Below are 13,911 nucleotides of genomic sequence, written 5' to 3'. Positions count from 1 at the left end.
CCGGCGGAGTTATTTCTTGGCGACCGTGATGGCCGGGCTGGTGATCTTCTGGTTGGCGCTGTCCAGGTAGACCACGTAGGTCTCGCCCTTCTTCGCGTTGCTCGGCAGCCTGAAAGTGTAGGTCAGGCGGCCCAGCTCATCGGCGTTCCGCACGCCGACCGAGACGGTGTCTTTGCGGTCGTGTTCTCTGCCACGCGCGTTCGCGTTCGCGTCGGCCTTCCGCAGGGAGACGGAGACGCGTTCGGCCGGGTCGTAGCCGTACGCGGAGATCGTGAGCTCGCCGCGGTGGTCGACGGTGGTCTTGTCGACGGTGACCTGCTCGCCGACGGTGTTCTCCGCGGTGCGGACCTCGTTGACGGTGCGCTCGCCCTTGTTGTTCTTCCGGACGACGAAGCCGTCGTGGTGCTCGCCGTTGGCGTAGCGGGCCTCGAACGTGATCTTGTCGGCCTCGACGTCGATCAGCTGGTAGAGCTGGGTGTTCTGGCTCTTGCTGACGACCTCGGCGCCGTTGCCGGTCCAGTTCTCGCCGTTGTTGAGGGCGTACATCTTGCCGCCGGAGACGGACACGACGTAGGCGACGCCGTTGTTGACCGTGACCGACTTGCGGGCGGTCGCCAGGTTGCCACGGCCGTAGGAGTGGTCGTGGCCCTGCAGGACCAGGTCCACCCCGTACTTCTCGAACAGCGGGCCCCACTGGTCGCGTACGGCGGGGTTGTTGCGGGTGCCGGTGGTGGAGTAGACGGGGTGGTGGAAGGTCACCACGGTCCACTTGTTCGGGTTGTCCTTGAGTAGACCCTCCAGCCAGGTGGCCTGCGCGGCCATCAGGGCGGCGTTGCTCTGCACGTTGGAGTCCAGGCCGATGAAGCGCACGCCCTGGTAGTCGACGGTGTAGGCGGTCTGCTTCAGCTCCGGGTTACCCGGTCCGTTGTCCGGATAGGGGAACTGCGGACGCCAGAAGGTGGACAGGCCGCCGCTGTACTCGTGGTTGCCGGGGATGGAGATGTTGTTGACCTGGCTGTCGATGAAGCCGGCGGCCTTGTACCACTGGCCCCACTCCTCCTCGTTGTTCGCGGAGTTGATGAGGTCACCGGCGTTGACGATCACCTTGGCCTGCGGGCGGTCGCCGAAAGCCTGGCGGAAGACGCGCGGCACCGCGGAGTCGATGTAGTTCTGCGCGTCGCCGTAGTAGATGAACGAGAACGGCTGGAGGTCGGCCGCCGCGGTGGTGAAGTCGCTCCACTCGGCCCAGTTGGTGCCGTCGCCGACCCGGTAGCTGTAGCGGGTGTTCGGCTTCAGGCCGGTGAACTCCACGGTGTGGTAGACGGAGGCGTACCCCAGCGTGGTGTTGACCGGGGTGGTGCTTGCCGCCTTGACGTTGGTGACCGCGCCCGCGGCCGGTGCGACCCCGCCGAGCGCGCGCGGGGCCTCGAGGATCTCGGCCTGCGCGGACTCGGCGTCGGTCACGGCCCGCCAGGTGACCTTCTGGCTGGCCGACGGCGTGGTGGTCGGGGTGAGGATGACCCGGTCGGGTATGGGGGAGGGCTTGTGGATATCGGCGGCGGGGTACTTCGGCGGCGGGGCCGCGCCGAACGCCACCGGGCTGAACACGAGGCCGCTGACGATCAGTACGCCCGCGCCCGCCGCCGCCAGCCTCGTACGCCGGGATCCGGCGGATCGGGGCAGCTTGACTTTGCCCATCATGAGCTCTTTTCCAGGGAGGATCACATTCCACCGAGGGAGTGCGGTGGACGTCCGTATTGATCCAGAAAAGAGGGACGAATACCTATATAGAGCGTTGCGTCCGGATGAACGCGTTCCCTTTTGTGTCTCTGGCCCCAGACGCACCACTGATGTCGCCGGAAGGCCGCGCGCTCGCCACCTTCCGTTGCCCTCGCGTTCGATGGCGCACACCTAACATCGTGCGGGCAGGCTCGGCTGGAAAAGGGACATGTATGCCTGCTTCGCGACCTGCGCCACGGCACGCGGTTTCGGTCAGAGTTTCGATGAATCCATCGGGTGGCATCGGGTCACATTTCCTCCCGGACCGAGGCCGAGATCCCCAGAGGTTCAGACGATCCCCAGAGGTTCCCAGAGGTCCCCGAACGGAAGGTACTTGATGACGGGCACCCGGCAGGCCGGTGACCGGCGGCTCGCCCGCCGCTGGACGCTGCTTCCCGGCTTCCTGGTGCTCGGGGCGCTGTTCCTGCCGCCGCCCACGGTGGGGACGGCGGGGCCGACGGTCAAGGACGAGACCTTCATCACCGCGGAGACCGGCGGGCTCCTGCACATCGAGGCGGGGGAGTGCTTCACCGACCCGGCCTACTCCCCGGAGGCGGCCGAGGTCGTCGTGCTCTACACGCCCTGCGAGGAGCAGGCGGCCAACCAGTCGTACGGCTTCGTGCACGCCCCCGACGGTGAATGGGATCCGGCCGCGCTCGCCACGTTCGCGTGGGAAAGCTGCCGACGGGGATTCGACAGCAACTGGAGCGGTGAGTCGGCCTCGGGACTGGCCTTCTATCCGGTCATGCCGACCAGGGAGACCTGGGACGACGGCGACCGCGACGTCATGTGCGCGGTCTACAGCCCCGAAGGCCCGATGAACGGCTCGGCGCTCCCCCTGGCGAAGTGGTGACTGCGGATCGTCTATATCGCCTCGACGACCTCCACCAGAACGTCCGGCCCGCCCACAGTGGTCTTCTATTAGGGCTTGGTTAGGTGGGGATAGGCCGGCCGCACCTGCAACGCGGCGAAACGCGAGCGTAACGGCCCTCTGGACCCGTGCTCCTCACGGCGACTCCTCGCCGTCCTTGGGAAAGGACACATCATCGACCACCCAGGCGGCCGGGTCGATCGCTGCGTCCATCCGCCAGGCCGGCTCGGCCGGCACCAGCTGATGCGACCAGGGGGCGTCGGTGAGGAACTGCTGCAGCCCTTGGCAGTCCACGCCCAGCCGGGCCGCCATCGGCTCCATCGATTTACGCGCCCCATCGCTCAGCAGGCCACGCACATACCGCTCGCCCCACCGCCGCTGATCAGTACGGGCGAAACCGGAGAACACCTCGGCGGCAAACGTCTCCAGTCGCGCCCGCACGGCCTCGAGTTCTTGAGGGGTCATGTTCCCTCACCCCCAAAGCAGGTGAAATACCGTCTCCTACCCGAGGTAACCAAGTCCTACTAGGTGACGATCTGTGTCGGTGGGTTGCTCACCGCCATAATCGTGACGATGATCGTGTGGGTGGTACCTCAGCTATGGCACTACGCCGCCCCAGCGATAGATCGCTGATAAGGAGCACCCCCCGTGGCCCTTGCCGGAACCCTCCTGCCCATCGCGTTGGCGATCATCATGTTCGGCCTCGGGCTGAGCCTGACGATCTCCGACTTCCGCCGTGTCGTCGTCTATCCGAAGGCCACCGTCGTGGCGCTCGGCTGCCAGATCCTGGTGCTGCCCGCGATCTGCTTCGGTCTGGTGGTCGTCTTCGACCTGCCGTCGGCGCTCGCCGTCGGCATGATGCTGCTGGCCGCTTCGCCCGGCGGCACGACAGCCAACCTCTACAGTCATCTGTTCGGCGGTGATGTCGCGCTCAACGTGACGCTGACCGCGATCAACTCGGTGCTGGCGGTCGTGACGCTGCCACTGGTAACCAACCTGTCGCTGTCCTACTTCGAGGCCGGCTCGGGCACGCTCGGCCTGCAGTTCGACAAGAGCCTGCAGGTGATGGCGGTCGTGCTGGTTCCGGTCGCCATCGGCATGGCGGTCCGCGCCATGGCACGGAGCTTCGCCGAACGGATGAATACGCCCGTGAAGATCGCCTCAGCGGTCATCCTGGCGCTGGTGATCGCCGGCGCCCTGCTCCAGGAGCTCGACAACCTCAGCGGCTACATCCAGTCGGTGGGCCTGATCACGCTGGTGTTCAGCGTGATCAGCCTGACCGTCGGCTACTGGGCGCCGCGCCTGGTCGGGGTGGAGCGCGGCCAGGCCGTCGCCTCCTGCATGGAGATCGGGATCCACAACGCCACGCTGTCGATCGCGGTGGCGCTCTCCCTGCTGAACAGCTCCCAGATGGCCATCCCGGCCGCCACGTATGGCGTGCTGATGTTCTTCACCGCGGCAGGAGCCGGGTTCCTGCTCAGGTCTCGCGCGGTGGAGTCGATGCCTTCGGATCGGTGATCGCCGCGATCGTCCTGGTGGTCACCCGTCGCTCCGTCCGCCCATGCCTGGCCGAACGCCGGCGACCAAGCGGGCGTGGCGCCCGCTTGGTCTTGGCGATCATGTCCTACTCCACATCGTTGAGAGCGAGGGGATGCGCGAGCACCTCGGGATCCACGGCGACCACGCCGGAGAACCGCCCGGGAGCGAGGAACTCCTCGGCCGCGGACACCACGGCGTCCGGCGTCACAGCGGCCAGACGGGGTGAGGTTGCCGCCTGACGGCTATGGCTTCCCAATAGGCCCCCGGCTATGGCCGGGGGCTTCCTGCTTCAACGTCGCGCAATATTTGATCATCCTCTTGCGTACGGGCACGCATGAAGTCACGATAGGCCAGTACAGGGTGCACTGAAATCTGCTGCGGCGGCGTCCAGCCCGGCAAGGCCAACGAAGGCCTGTCGTGCCGTTGAGGAAAAAATCGGGTCGAAGGTGCTGCTCAGGTGATGCAACGATGTGCGGATGACAGGCTTCTTAGACCGGTTTCTACAGCGTATCGGGCATCTGAACGTCTCCGATGAACCCACCGTGGACTCGATTCATCGGCTGGTCCTCGCGGGCGCCCGGGGTGGCCGGGATCCTCTTGAGGATCTTGCACGTGCCCTGTTCATCGCCGTTTCCAATGATGAGCTCGCCGAGCTGACCCTGGGCCTTCTCACTGCGGCCGGGCCGAAGATCTGGCTGGAGCTCGACTCTGTGTTGCGTCCGTGGATGTACGGTTACCAGGATCCACGCATCACGCTGGCGCAAGCCGTACGCGAAATGAGCAATCCCCTTGCGGTCGCATTGACCGCCTGCAGCCGGGATGGCCGCGAGCGTGCGAAAGCAGTCAAGCACCCCGCCATGCGTACCGATGTCCGGCTGTTTCCCGTGTTGGCGATCAGAACGGCTGACTGGGCCAACGCGGTGCAGCGCCAGGCCCTGCGAGCCCTGAGCGAGGTTGTCTCCCGAGCGGACGCGGCGGCGTTGCTGACCCTCGTACCGGTCGTGGTGCGGCTCGATGACCGGCGGCGTGGGCAGCCCGCCACCGAGATGATCCGCGCTGCTCTGTTGCGAGCCGACGGAGACACGCTTGGCACCGTACGCAGATGCGAAGACCTTCGAGGGCGGCGTTTCGTATTCGAGGTCTCGCTGGAGGCCAGGCGGATGGATCAGCGGCAGCTGGCTGAGGCGGCCCTTCACGAGTCCGACATCATCTCCCGGACTCGGTGTGCCGAAGCTCTGGCAGCCGAGGCAGTCGAACAGAACCGACCGGAACTGGTAGAGGAACTCCTGGACAGCTCCTCGGCCCGGGTCCGCGTCGAAGCGCTCACCGCCCTGGTACGGCTCGGCCGTACCGAATCGGGCCCGCGATTCCTATGTGACGGCGCGTCGATGATGCGCCTGACCGCGCAGTGGGCGGTTCAACGGGCGGGCGGCGATCCGGCCGAGCTCTACAGGCGATACCTCGCGGCACCTTCTGGCCAGGGGCTGCGTGGGTTGCTCGCCGGACTCGGCGACTGCGGCACTCGGGCTGATGCCGGACTGGCTCTTCCCTTTCTGAGTGACCCACGGCCTCGAGTCCGGGCAGAGGCGGTGCGGACACTTCGTCGCCTGGGTGCGACGGTCGATATCGCCGACCTGTTGGAGGACCCCGCTCCGGTGGTGGTCCGGAATGTGGTCAACTCACTGCGGGCGTCGGGTCCTGCCGTGCGGATCGAGCAGCTGTGGGCGCTGCTCGGGCCTGATAAACCCCGTCATGTACGGCAGGCCGCCCACCGGCTCCTGGCCGACCGCGATGCCTGGAGCCGGATCAGAGCGGATCTTCTCCTGCTCGGCGATCTGGACCCAGTGCTGAGTGCGTGTGCCCGCACCGACCTCGGCTCTTGGTGCTCGCGTGATTCGACGAGGGTGTATCGCGGCTGCCCCGACGAGATCCGCAGCGAACTGGAGGACATGCTGGCAAGGTCGGAGAGCATCGTGGGCGTGGAGAACGCCCGCCTGCTGCGCTGGCTGATCCGGACGAGCAGATGACCGCCGCGGAGTTCTCGGGCGTCTCGACACCCACCTGACCGTGGCCGCGAGCGACGACGTCGAACGGCTTGGCGTCTGGGCGAACGCGAACGGCGTGAAGTTCGCGCACATCGTGCTCGCCCGGGGCATCGGGGGTATGCCCGAGGGTCGCTTGATCCCTAGCCGTTCATCGACACGGGCACGGACACAGGGCCAAGGTTCGGGGATTGGATGACAGACGGTGCAGTGCAGGCTTCCGCAACTCGCGATGCAGAACGGGTCTCCACCCCAGTGAGGTAGCCAGTCTGCGCATGCCATGGGTCGACGGACACCTTGGATGTTCACTACGCGACCCCCTGAAGGACTTCTAAGAGCAGAGCCGCGACAGCCTTGGGACTGTGCCGGAGCGACCAGATCGCGGCGCGGTTTGAGGCGCTGAAGGCATCGCGTGACCAACTGAAATGGAGCGGTGATATGGATCACTGCAACTTCTCAGGTTGATGGATCTTGGGGCGTTCTGGTGAGCCGCCACGGGTCAGCACAACATCAGCACCGGTGCTGACAAAGACGGGGAATGACCCGAAGCAACAAGAAGCCCCAGACTCACGATCTAGGCCGTGAGCTGGGGCTTTGTCTCCTGTTTGACCAGGTCAGGCCTGGTCTGCTATGGAGCGTGGTGGACGATACAGGGATTGAACCTGTGACCTCTTCCGTGTCAGGGAAGCGCTCTCCCGCTGAGCTAATCGTCCGCATGGGGAAGGACCAGAGGTGGAGACGGGATTTGAACCCGTGTAGACGGCTTTGCAGGCCGTTGCCTCGCCTCTCGGCCACTCCACCGGAGTGAGAGCCCGAAGACCCTTCGAGCGGAAGACGGGATTCGAACCCGCGACCCTCACCTTGGCAAGGTGATGCTCTACCACTGAGCCACTTCCGCGTGTTTCCTCCGGGTTTCGCTCCCGGTGGCGACGAGAGAACTCTAGCGGGTTTTCCGCGCGGTTGCGTAACCGTGCGTTCAGCCGTCCGCCCGGCGCCCGTCGGCTGAGCGGGCGGTTCAGTCGGCCGGATGGCGCAACTGGCGGGCGACGGCGCGTTCCACCGCGGGCAGGGTGAGGAAGATCTCCAGGATGCGGGTGAGGCGGTGCACCTCGATGCGGTGGAAGGCGGGGCCGGTGGTGCGGGCCAGCAGGAAGGTCAGGGCCAGCGGGGGCAGCGGGGCGACGATCACGTGCAGGCCGGAGTCGAGGGTGAAGGCGGTCGGCCGGGCGGGGGTCTCGTCGGGGAAGGGCACCTGCTCGGGGGCGCGCCAGCTGGAGTGGACGGTCGCGCGAGGGATCTTCTCGGTCGCCGCCGCGGCCCAGTCGGCGCTGAACAGCACGGGCATGGAGTCGATCAGGGTGGCCAGGGCGCGGTCGCCCGCCGTGGTGATGTATTTGAGGATCTCCAGCTCCGGGTAGGTGCCAGGTGCCTCGCGCGTGCTCCAGACGCCCTCGATCGTCACCCCCGGCACGCTCTCCAGCCCATCGATCAGGGTCTGTCTGGGAGCGGAGTCGGGCCAGTAGACGGTGATGTCGTCCAGCGCCCGGCCCTCGCCGCGCTCCAGGACGACCACCTGGGTGATGTCGGCGCCCGCGACGCCGAGGACACGGGTGACCTTCCCCAGGGAGCCCGGCTGGTCGGGCAGTGCGATCCGCAGTCGCAGGAGCATCCGGGGCCTCCCAGGTCACGTCTGACTACTCAGGGACACCATATCCAGCGAGGATTCGTCCCGCTCGCCGCGGTGCGGTAGAAAAGCCAGGTGGAGTCGTTGAAACTGGGATCGCTGGAGGTATGGCCGCCGGTCGTCCTCGCCCCGATGGCCGGTATCACCAACACGGCGTTCCGCGCGCTCTGCCGGGAGCAGGGCGGCGGTCTGTTCGTCTGTGAAATGATCACAACGCGGGCGCTGGTGGAGCGCAACCCCAAGACGTTCAAGATGATCCGGTTCGAGTCCGACGAGCGTCCCCGGAGCGTCCAGCTCTACGGGATCGATCCGGTGACGGTCGGCAGGGCCGTCCGCATGATCGCGGAGGAGGGCCTGGCCGACCACGTCGATCTCAACTTCGGCTGCCCGGTGCCCAAGGTGACCCGCAAAGGCGGTGGTTCCGCCCTGCCGTACAAGCGGAACCTGCTCCGGGCGATCCTGCGCGAGGCGGTGCGCAACGCCGGGACGCTGCCGGTGACCATGAAGATGCGCAAGGGCATAGACGACGACCACCTGACCTATCTGGACGCCGGTCGGATCGCCGTGGAGGAGGGCGTCTCCGCGATCGCGCTGCACGGCCGCACCGCGATCCAGCACTACGGCGGGACCGCCGACTGGGAGGCGATCGCGCGGCTCAAGGAGAGCGTTCCGGAGATCCCGGTGCTCGGCAACGGCGACATCTGGAGCGCCGACGACGCGCGCCGCATGATGGACGCGACCGGATGCGACGGCGTCGTCGTGGGCCGGGGCTGCCTGGGGCGCCCGTGGCTCTTCGCCGACCTGGCCGCCATGTGCGAGGGCGGCGACGAGCGGCGCCGCCCCCTGCTGGGCGAGGTCGCCGCGACCATGGACCGGCACGCCACCCTGCTGGCCGAGTGCTTCGAGAGCGAGCCGCACGCCGTGGCCGACTTCCGCAAGCACGTCAGCTGGTATCTCAAGGGCTTCACCGTCGGCTCGGCCCTCCGCCGTCGCCTGGCCACCTCCGAGACCCTCGCCGGTCTGCGAGAGGGTCTCGCCGAGCTCGACGCCGCCCAACCCTGGCCCGAAGGCGTGGACGTCCCCCGGGGCAAGACCAACCCGCGTGACCGCGTTCACCTGCCCGCCGGCTGGCTCGACGACCCGTACGACCTCGCGGTCCCCTGCGCCGACGCCGAGACCGACACCCCGGGCGGCTGACCTGCTCGTGGTGACCGAGAAGATGGACCCCGCCCTGGTGGAGAGCCTGACGAGGCTGCTCTTCGAGCGCGGAGCGGAGCTGGAGAAGATCCACCCCGTGGCCAGGGAGATCAGCCGCGACAATGCGCGGAAGACCGAGCCGCTGCCCCTGCACGACGGCGCGCGGAAGTACTACGGCTGATTCAGGCCTCGACGGAGCCGCCGCTGCGCCAGTAGAGGTTGTTCTCCCTGCTGAGCATGCCCTCGTCGACCAGGTAACGGCGCAGTGCCGCGTGGTCGTCGTGGAAGGCGCGCAGCGCGACGTTGACCTCCTTCTCCGGGTAGCGGACCCCCGGCTCGAAGACCTGGACCACGTAGTCGAGCACGACCAGCTGTTTGTCCCGCTTGCTGGGGATCGCCCGCAGCCGCCCCTCGACGAGGAAGGAGCGCAGCACCTTCTCCTCGGCGGAGACCGCGGGCGCGGGCTTGGCCGTGGTGTGCAGCAGCTCGCGGAACCGCTCGCGCCGCACCTGCCACTCGCCGCCCTCCCCCCGCACGGCGAGCCCGCCGCGTTCCAGGCGGTCCAGCGCGCGCCTGACCGCCTCCCTGTCGAGGCCGGACTCCTCCTCTGGCTTGCCGCCCAGTGCCAGAGTCGCCAGCACCCGCAGCGTGTCCTCCTGGTAGAGCAGGCCGAGCACCTGCCTGATCGCTTCGTCGCTCATCCCGCCATTCTCGTCGGTCGAGCCCGGTGTTTCCGTGCTCACGGACAATCGGGGAGCGGGGGAATTCCCCGCCACACTGAACGAGTACGGCGAGTGGCGGACCCCTGTCGGGGCGGTCAGAGGCGGTTCAGGCCGATGACGTGGACCACGGCGCGGCCCTCCTCGTCGGAGGAGGCCAGGTCGACCTGGGCGTCGATGCCCCAGTCGCCGTCGCCGGCCGGGTCGGAGACGACCTGGCGGACCCGCCAGAACTCCTTCTCCTCCTCGATGCGGAGCAGGCCGGGACCCCGGGCGTCCGGGCCGGTGCCGACCTCCTCGTGGTCGGCGTAGTAGGCGTCGAGCGCGGCGCCCCAGTCGACGTCGGGGGCCAGCTGCTCCAGCTCCTGCTCGTTCTCCAGAGCGGTCAGCTCGATCAGGCGGAACATCGCGTTGCGGACCAGCACGCGGAACGCGCGGGTGTTGGCGGTGACCGGCTTGGTGCTCTCCTCCAGGGAGGGCGCCTCCAGTTCCCCGGTCGGGTTCTGCAGCTGCTCCCACTCGTCCAGGAGGCTGGAGTCGACCTGGCGGACCAGCTCGCCGAGCCACTCGATGAGGTCGACCAGGTCCTCGGTCTTGAGATGCTCGGGGATGGTCCGCGACAGGGTGCGGTAGGCGTCGGCGAGGTAGCGGAGGACCGTGCCCTCGGACCGGGTCAGCTCGTAGAACTGCACGTAGTCGGCGAAGGTCATCGCCCGCTCGTACATGTCGCGGATGACGCTCTTGGGGCTGACCGTGTAGTCGCCCACCCAGGGGTGGCCGCGCCGGTAGGTCTCGTACGCGCCCAGCAGCATGTCGGCCAGCGGCATCGGATAGGTGACCTCGTTGAGGAGCTCCATCCGCTCCTCGTACTCGATGCCGTCGGCCTTCATCTGCGCCACCGCCTCGCCGCGCGCCTTGTTGAGCTGCGCGGACAGGATCTGGCGGGGGTCGTCGAGAATCGACTCGATGATCGAGACCATGTCCAGGGCGTAGTTCGGCGCCTCGATGTCGAGCAGTTCGAGGGTGGCCAGCGCGAAGGTGGAGAGCGCCTGGTTCAGCGCGAAGTCCTCCTGCAGGTCGACGGTCAGGCGGGCCATCCGGCCGTGCTCGTCGGGCTCCTCCAGCTTCTCCACCACGCCTCCGGCCAGCAGTGACCGGTAGATCGCGATGGCCTGGCTGATGTGCCGCCGCTGCCACTTGCGATCCTCGTGGTTGTCGGTGAGCAGGTGGCGCATGGCCGTGTAGCAGTCGCCGGGCCGGTTGATCACCGCGAGGAGCATGGCGTTGCTGACCTTGAACCGGGAGTTCAGCGGCTCCGGCTCGGCGCTCTGCAGCTTCTCGAAGGTCTCCTCGCTCCAGCCGACAAACCCCTCCGGCGGCTTCTTACGGGCGAACCCGCGCCGCCGCTTGGGGTCGTCGCCGATCTTGGCGAGTGCCTTCTCGTTCTCCACCACGTGGTCGGGGGCCTGGCAGACGACGTAGCCGATGGTGTCGAATCCGGCCCGCCCGGCCCGTCCGGCGATCTGGTGGAACTCGCGGGCACGCAGCCGCCGCACCCTGTTGCCGTCGTACTTCGACAGCGCGGTGAAGAGCACGGTCCTGATCGGGACGTTGACGCCGACGCCGAGCGTGTCGGTGCCGCAGATGACCTTCAGCAGGCCCGCCTGGGCGAGCCGCTCCACCAGGCGGCGGTACTTCGGGAGCATCCCGGCGTGGTGCACGCCGATGCCGTGCCGCACCAGGCGGGAGAGCGCCTTGCCGAACCGGGTGGTGAACCGGAAGTTGCCGATCATGGAGGCGATCGCCTCCTTCTCGGCCTTGGTCGACATGTTGATGCTCATCAGTGCCTGTGCCCGCTCCATGGCCGAGGCCTGGGTGAAGTGGACGACGTAGACCGGGTACTGGTTGGTGGTGAGCATCTCCTCCAGCGTCTCGTGGAGGGGGGTCATCCGGTAGGAGTAGACCAGCGGGACCGGGCGCTCGGCGTTCTTCACCACCGCGGTGGGCCTGCCGGTGCGCCGGGTGAGGTCCTCCTCGAACCTGGTGACGTCGCCCAGCGTCGCCGACATCAGGATGAACTGGACGTTCGGTAGCTCCAGGAGCGGTACCTGCCAGGCCCAGCCGCGGTCGGGCTCGGAGTAGAAGTGGAACTCGTCCATCACCACCTGGCCGATATCGGCCTGGGCGCCGTCGCGCAGCGCGACGTTGGCGAGGATCTCCGCGGTGCAGCAGATGATCGGTGCCCCGGGGTTCACGCTCGCGTCGCCGGTCATCATGCCGACGTTCTCGGTGCCGAAGACCGCGCAGAGGTCGAAGAACTTCTCGGACACCAGTGCCTTGATCGGGGCGGTGTAGAAGGTGCGGATGTCCTTGGTCAGCGCGGTGAAGTGGGCTCCGGCGGCGACCAGGCTCTTGCCCGAGCCGGTGGGGGTGGCCAGGATCAGGTTGTTTCCCGAGACCACCTCGATCAGAGCCTCCTCCTGCGCGGGGTAGAGGGTCAGCCCTCGCTCGGAGTTCCATTCGACGAAGGCGTCGAAGATGGCATCGGGATCGGCGTCGATCTCTTCTGGCAGGCGGTCTACAAGGCTCACAGTCCAATACTGCCGAAGAACTTGTGGTGGTCGAACCGGTGGCGGCAATGGATCGCATTACATTTTGTGTAAAACGTGTAACATTATGTAGTTATGATCGCTTTTTTTGGTATAAACAGCTACTAAAAGGACTTAGCGTCGAGTGGGGTGTGCGGTGAGCGTGCCGGAACCGTCAGACGCGCCGCGGGTGCCGGTGATCCGAGGCCGGACGCGGTCCGGGAATGCTCGTCCGTGAGGCGGGTGAGGTGCGAAAGGACGGACCGGTGAGCGCCAGGCCCGCCACGATCGCGCCCGCCCCGAGCAGGGGAGCCGTCCCCGGGACGAAGCCGATCGCCGTGAGCGTGAGCAGACCCAGCCCAACCAGCACGGTGGCCACGACGACCCTGGCCGTCCCCCCGGTGTACGGTCTGCCCGCGGGGGGAGTCTCGAACCGCGCGAGGCCCCGCAGCAGCGGCCACATCGCCAGGATGAGCATGAGCAGCCAGTGCGGCCAGCCCGACAGCCAGGCCGAGGTGCCCGGCTCGGGAGTGGAGACTCCCAGACCCACCACGACCATCGAGACGATGACGAACAGCGCGCTCATGTGCCACAGGTAGAGGGTCGTCATCCGGCTGCCGGCCCAGCCGAGCGCCCTCGACACCCCGGGCCACCCCGCGAAGGAGACGATCCAGCGGCGCAGTGCCAGCGCCAGCCCGATCTGGCCGACCCCGACCGAGAGCAGCGCGAGCGTGGGCGGTGCCATGTTGGAGACGGGGGCGCCCGGCATCCCGATCATGCTGAGTGGATAGGGGCCGAAGGTCACCAGTGCCGTGGCCAGACCGTACCCGGCCGACGCCAGGATCCAGGGGCGGCCCAGCCGTCCGTCGGCGTACAGGAAGCCGAGTTGGTGCACCGCCAGCCAGACCAGCACGATGTTGGGAAAACCGGCGACGTCCAGGCCGCTGGTGAAGCGCAGGATGTCCACCGCCACCGCCCCCGCCGCCAGCGCGACCGGCACCCGCCAGCCGTACGCCATGTTGAGCCTGAGCATCGACGGGGTCAGCGCCACCGTGACAAGGTAGATCGCCAAAAACCAGAGCAGCTGCCCGGCCAGCCGCGAGGCGGTCATGACCGGTTGCTCCGGCATGCCGAGCGTCAGGAGCAGGTGGGGGAGGGGCAGCCAGACCGCCGCCAGCGGCACCACCGGCCAGGCCAGGCGGCGCAGGCGCGTCGCAAGCCACGCGGGAGCGCTGTCACCGCGCCGCACTGCGGCGCGGCTACTGATCGCGCCCGCCGCACCCCCGGCGAAGAACACCAGCGGCATCACCTGGCTGATCCACGTGAGCATCCAGCCGCTTCCGGCGGCCAGCGCGTTGCCCATGGTGATCCGGCCGTCGCTGAAGGAGAGCACCGGCATGCTCCAGTGCTGGAGCACCACCAGGGCCATGCCGAACACACGGAGCACGTCGATGAACGGGTCGCGACCGGCGGACGCCGGTGTCACAGGGGT

Annotated in this window: 11 protein-coding genes, 3 tRNA genes and 1 pseudogene; 5 read left to right on the top strand and 10 right to left on the bottom strand. The window is 67.6% G+C overall.

Features of this window, described 5'->3' with window-relative positions; all coding sequences use genetic code 11:
* Positions 1 to 9 precede the first annotated feature (9 nt).
* The gene (locus OG884_RS01270) at positions 10 to 1,701 is read right to left on the bottom strand and encodes a metallophosphoesterase family protein (protein WP_326641254.1); all 1,692 of its coding nucleotides are present in this window, start codon (positions 1,699 to 1,701) and stop codon (positions 10 to 12) included.
* Between the two features lie 415 nt (positions 1,702 to 2,116).
* On the opposite strand from OG884_RS01270, the gene OG884_RS01265 reads away from it, so the two are divergent.
* Positions 2,117 to 2,632: a hypothetical protein gene (locus tag OG884_RS01265; RefSeq protein WP_326641252.1), complete on the top strand. Its 516-nt coding sequence runs from the start codon at positions 2,117 to 2,119 to the stop codon at positions 2,630 to 2,632.
* A gap of 156 nt (positions 2,633 to 2,788) precedes the next feature.
* On the opposite strand, the pseudogene OG884_RS01260 reads toward OG884_RS01265, so the two are convergent.
* Positions 2,789 to 3,115 (bottom strand): annotated as a pseudogene (locus OG884_RS01260) (transposase); the annotation flags it as partial.
* 183 nt (positions 3,116 to 3,298) lie between these two features.
* Here OG884_RS01260 and OG884_RS01255 point away from each other — a divergent pair.
* Complete coding sequence (locus OG884_RS01255; RefSeq protein ID WP_326641248.1) at positions 3,299 to 4,168, top strand: bile acid:sodium symporter family protein; 870 nt, start codon at positions 3,299 to 3,301, stop codon at positions 4,166 to 4,168.
* A 106-nt stretch (positions 4,169 to 4,274) separates the two neighbouring features.
* On the opposite strand, the gene OG884_RS01250 is transcribed toward OG884_RS01255, so the two are convergent.
* Positions 4,275 to 4,397, bottom strand: a complete 123-nt coding sequence (locus tag OG884_RS01250) for a hypothetical protein (protein ID WP_326641247.1) — start codon at positions 4,395 to 4,397, stop codon at positions 4,275 to 4,277.
* A 334-nt stretch (positions 4,398 to 4,731) separates the two neighbouring features.
* Here OG884_RS01250 and OG884_RS01245 point away from each other — a divergent pair, with 334 nt between their 5' ends.
* The gene (locus tag OG884_RS01245; protein WP_326641244.1) at positions 4,732 to 6,216 is read left to right on the top strand and encodes a HEAT repeat domain-containing protein; all 1,485 of its coding nucleotides are present in this window, start codon (positions 4,732 to 4,734) and stop codon (positions 6,214 to 6,216) included.
* Between the two features lie 653 nt (positions 6,217 to 6,869).
* Here the strand turns inward: OG884_RS01245 and OG884_RS01240 are convergent.
* The 4 genes from OG884_RS01240 to OG884_RS01225 form a co-directional block, all read right to left on the bottom strand.
* Positions 6,870 to 6,944, bottom strand: a tRNA-Val gene (locus OG884_RS01240).
* 17 nt (positions 6,945 to 6,961) lie between these two features.
* Positions 6,962 to 7,032, bottom strand: a tRNA-Cys gene (locus OG884_RS01235).
* 25 nt (positions 7,033 to 7,057) lie between these two features.
* Positions 7,058 to 7,129 (bottom strand) — tRNA-Gly (locus OG884_RS01230).
* Positions 7,130 to 7,246: 117 nt separating this feature from the next.
* A complete protein-coding gene (locus OG884_RS01225; RefSeq protein WP_326641242.1) occupies positions 7,247 to 7,900 on the bottom strand; it encodes an amino acid-binding protein in 654 nt (217 codons plus the stop codon).
* A 90-nt stretch (positions 7,901 to 7,990) separates the two neighbouring features.
* Between OG884_RS01225 and dusB the strand changes: the two genes are divergently transcribed.
* Complete coding sequence (gene dusB / locus OG884_RS01220; protein WP_326641240.1) at positions 7,991 to 9,112, top strand: tRNA dihydrouridine synthase DusB; 1,122 nt, start codon at positions 7,991 to 7,993, stop codon at positions 9,110 to 9,112.
* Between the two features lie 10 nt (positions 9,113 to 9,122).
* Entirely contained in the window at positions 9,123 to 9,293 is a 171-nt protein-coding gene (locus OG884_RS01215) for a TAXI family TRAP transporter solute-binding subunit (protein ID WP_326641238.1), read from the top strand.
* 1 nt (position 9,294) lies between these two features.
* Here OG884_RS01215 and OG884_RS01210 read toward each other — a convergent pair whose 3' ends face one another.
* From OG884_RS01210 to OG884_RS01200, 3 genes are all read right to left on the bottom strand, one after another.
* A complete protein-coding gene (locus tag OG884_RS01210) occupies positions 9,295 to 9,813 on the bottom strand; it encodes a DUF2087 domain-containing protein (protein ID WP_326641236.1) in 519 nt (172 codons plus the stop codon).
* 116 nt (positions 9,814 to 9,929) lie between these two features.
* Positions 9,930 to 12,422 carry a DEAD/DEAH box helicase gene (locus OG884_RS01205; RefSeq protein ID WP_326641234.1) on the bottom strand — a complete coding sequence of 831 codons (2,493 nt, stop codon included), beginning with the start codon at positions 12,420 to 12,422 and terminating at the stop codon, positions 9,930 to 9,932.
* A 172-nt stretch (positions 12,423 to 12,594) separates the two neighbouring features.
* Complete coding sequence (locus tag OG884_RS01200) at positions 12,595 to 13,905, bottom strand: acyltransferase family protein (protein WP_326641232.1); 1,311 nt, start codon at positions 13,903 to 13,905, stop codon at positions 12,595 to 12,597.
* Between the last annotated feature and the right edge of the window lie 6 nt (positions 13,906 to 13,911).

Source organism: Streptosporangium sp. NBC_01755, from assembly GCF_035917995.1.
GTDB lineage: Bacteria > Actinomycetota > Actinomycetes > Streptosporangiales > Streptosporangiaceae > Streptosporangium.
The sequence above is the reverse complement of the archived record's forward strand: the minus strand, read 5'-3'. Positions and strand labels throughout refer to the sequence as shown.

Coding starts and splice junctions, on each gene's coding strand:
- OG884_RS01270 (WP_326641254.1), bottom strand. CDS start 1,701: ATGATGGGCAAAGTCAAGCTGCCCCGATCCGCCGGATCCCGGCGTACG.
- OG884_RS01265 (WP_326641252.1), top strand. CDS start 2,117: ATGACGGGCACCCGGCAGGCCGGTGACCGGCGGCTCGCCCGCCGCTGG.
- OG884_RS01210 (WP_326641236.1), bottom strand. CDS start 9,813: ATGAGCGACGAAGCGATCAGGCAGGTGCTCGGCCTGCTCTACCAGGAG.
- OG884_RS01225 (WP_326641242.1), bottom strand. CDS start 7,900: ATGCTCCTGCGACTGCGGATCGCACTGCCCGACCAGCCGGGCTCCCTG.